The sequence below is a fragment of the Moorena sp. SIO3H5 genome (genome assembly GCF_010692395.1).
Taxonomy (GTDB): domain Bacteria; phylum Cyanobacteriota; class Cyanobacteriia; order Cyanobacteriales; family Coleofasciculaceae; genus Moorena.
The window spans coordinates 1-3,511 of record NZ_JAAHHS010000594.1; the positions used below are offsets into that span (position 1 = coordinate 1).

At 41.0% G+C, this 3,511-nt stretch carries 2 protein-coding genes; both read left to right on the forward strand.

Features of this window, described 5'->3' with window-relative positions; all coding sequences use genetic code 11:
* Positions 1-2,795 (forward strand): non-ribosomal peptide synthetase (locus F6K52_RS34090; RefSeq protein WP_293089291.1); only part of this gene is annotated, 2,795 nt, incomplete at its 5' end.
* Positions 2,792-3,511: condensation domain-containing protein (locus F6K52_RS34095; RefSeq protein WP_293089293.1), on the forward strand; the 720-nt coding region annotated here is incomplete at its 3' end. The genes F6K52_RS34090 and F6K52_RS34095, both read left to right, overlap by 4 nt.

Consider the following 3,511-nt stretch of genomic DNA (forward strand, 5'->3'; position numbering starts at 1 on the left):
TCAATGCAGGGGAAGCGATAGTCGCCAAAACTGCCAGAAAATTCTTGGAATTATTGACTAGATACAATCTTCCACCTCAAGCTATGCACCCTGCTTGGGGAATGTCTGAAACTTCCTCAGCAGTAACGTTCTCGCATAACTTCTGGTTAGACTCAACAGAGGATGGTCAGAAATTTGTAGAAGTAGGGTCTCCCATTCCTGGATTTGCCATCAGAATAGTCGATAATCAAAACGAGATAGTCTCAGAAGAAACAATTGGGCGGGTGCAAGTAAAAGGCGCGTCAGTAACATCAGGTTACTATCAAAATCCCACGGCGAATCAAGAAGCTTTTACATCAGATGGTTGGTTTAACACAGGAGATTTAGGCTTTCTCAAGAACGGAAGTTTAACAATTACCGGACGACAAAAAGACGTAATTATTATCAATGGTTTAAACTACTACAGCCATGAAATAGAATCAGCCGTAGAAGAATTACCAGGAATAGAAGTTTCTTACACCTGCGCTTGTGCCGTGCGAGAAGTTAATGGCAATACCGATAAATTAGGGATATTTTTCAATAGCTCCAAAACCGAAGATACCGAGTTATTAGCTTTATTAAAAGCGCTCAGAGAACAGGTAGTCAACCGCATGGGAATTAATCCCGATTATTTAATTCCCCTAGACAAAGACTTAATTTCCAAAACTTCTATCGGTAAGATTCAACGAACTCAGCTTAGTCAAAGGTTTGCCACAGGAGAATTCCAGGAAGTCTTAAAACGGGTAGATTTAATTACCGAAAATAGCAGCCACACAATTCCTGATTGGTTCTATCAAAAAACCTGGCAACGCAAACAAGGAAATTATCCGCCACAAAAATTCCCCCAATTGGGAGTAGCTTTAGTATTTATAGATAAGTTAGGATTAGGTCAACAAGTCTGCGAAAAGTTAGAAAGCAATTCTCAAGCTTATGTGCAGATAGAACAAGGAGAAACCTTCAAAAAAATCAATGACAGTCACTATATAATTGCTCCAGATGTTAAAGACGACTATCAACAACTGTACCAATGTCTAGGAGGAGACAATATCCAAATCGGAGCAATTATTCACCTATGGCATTATGATAACTATACTGGGACTGGAGAAATTACTGACACAGAAACTATAGAAACAGCACAAAAAACCGGTATTTACAGTCTCTTATTCCTCCTACAAACCTTTAGTAATCATCAGGAAAATTATCCAGTACGACTACTGTATGTCGCAAGTCTAAGTCAATCTCTCAATCCCAAAGAAGCAATTGCCTATGAAAAAGCTACAGTACCAGGTTTGTTGAAAACTATCCCGATGGAAATCCCTCACTGGCATTGTCGGCATTTAGATTTACCACAAGACTCATTAGAAGTCAATAGCCATCGGATAATTGAGGAACTAACTATTGATGCCAAAGATTCAGAAGTAGCTTATCGAGATGAAGAGCGTTGGGTATCAGGTCTGGAGAAAGTTGACCTACCTTCCTTACCATTACAACCATTACCATTCAAAACTGGAGGCACTTACCTTATCAGTGGCGGTTTAGGAGGAATTGCTGTTGAAATTGCTAAGTATCTCCTGGAACATTATCAGGCTAAACTATTGCTTTTAGGTCGTACACCCCTACCAGATAGCAACAGTTGGGAAACTTATTTACAGCAAGGGGGTAAACTAGCCGAGAAAATCAAAGCTTACCAACAATTACAACAATTAGGTGGTGAGGTGATTTACCAAGGGGTAGATATTGGCCATCAAAAAGCAGTGCAGGAGGTAGTACAGCAAACCTTGTCTGGATGGAACACTCAACAACTGGATGGGGTGATTCATCTAGCAGGGTTGATGCAAGAGCGTTTGCTGAGGGAGGAAACACCAGAAAGTTTAGCTGAGGTGTTACGTCCTAAACTGATAGGAACTTTGGTATTACATCAATTGCAAGAATTGCAACCAAAGAGTTTGTTTATTAATTTTTCCTCTATTAATGGTTTCTTTGGTGGCACAACGGTGGGAGCTTATGCAGCAGCTAATAGTTTCTTGGATGCTTTTTCTGACTATCAACGTGCTCAGAGTCAGTTACAGAGCTATTGTTTAGCTTGGAGTATGTGGGATGAAATGGGGATGAGTCGGGGTTATCAGATGAAGCAGTTAACTCAAGCTAAGGGTTATCTAGCTGTGGGATTATCTCAAGGTATGTCTTCACTGTTAGCTGGTTTATGCCATGACCAACCCTACTTAATGGTGGGTTTGGATGGTAGTAATCTAAATATCCGCAGGTTGACTTCTACTTCGGATAGTCTGCAAGAATTAACAGCTTACTTTACTACTAACGGTAAAGGTAAACCCAATGTGAGTTTTCTGGAGCCTCAAGTACAGGATGCAGTGGGTAAACCTAGTAGTTGTGCTGTGGTAGAGTTGCCTGAAATGCCTTTGACTGAGACTGGGGAAATTGACATAGGTTTACTTCGAGAGAGTAATTTGGGTCGTTCAACTCAAGAAAGGATAAAGCCCAGGAATGAGACGGAGCGTAAAATTGCTCAAATCTGGCAGGATTTGTTAGGGGTATCCCAGGTGGGTATCTATGATAATTTCTTTGAGTTGGGGGGCAATTCACTGTTGGCTACTCAGGTGATTTCTCGCTTGCGTCAGGCTTTTGGGAACGAACTGACTTTAAGTATATTGTTTGAATTGCCAAAGGTAGCTGAGTTGGCAGAATATATTGAGACCGTTAGTTGGGCTAAACAAGATTTACAAAACTCAGAATTAGGTAGTGAGGAGGTAGTATTTTGAAACTTGCTAAAACAGTTGAATTCTTATCTTATCTTCGTAGTCTAGGTGTAAAATTTGCCGCTGAAGGAGGACAACTGCGCTGTAATGCTTCCCCAGGGATTTTAACATTGACTCTGCGTCAAGAAATAGCAGAGCGTAAAACAGAAATACTGGACTTTTTAGACCAGGCTAGTCAAGTAAACGACTCTAATCAATCATTGATTCAGTCTATTTCACGTTCGGAGGATTTGTTACTATCCTACAGTCAACAAATGATGTGGTTCTGGCATCAGCTTTTGCCAGATAATCCATTATATAATATGCTGGTGAGTCTACAACTAGAAGGTCAGCTCAACGTAAAAGTATTAGAGCAAAGTCTCAACGAAATCATCAGGCGACACGAAAACCTACGCACCCGTTTCCCCTCTGTAGACGGGAAACCCATGCAAGTAATTTCGACCGTTGCCAACATCAATCTGTCAACAGTAGAATTACCATCATCACCGGAACAAACAACCCAACTCAAAAAACTAGCTAGCACTGAAGCAGAAAAACCCTTTGACCTAGCCCAAGGCCCCCTGGTGCGTGTCACCCTAGTACGACTCAGGCCAGAAACTCATATATTAATGTTAACCATGCACCACATAATATATGACGGTTGGTCTATAGGCATACTAGCATCGGAACTATGTACATTGTATGAAGCCTACAGTCAAGGAAACCCCTCCCCATTATCA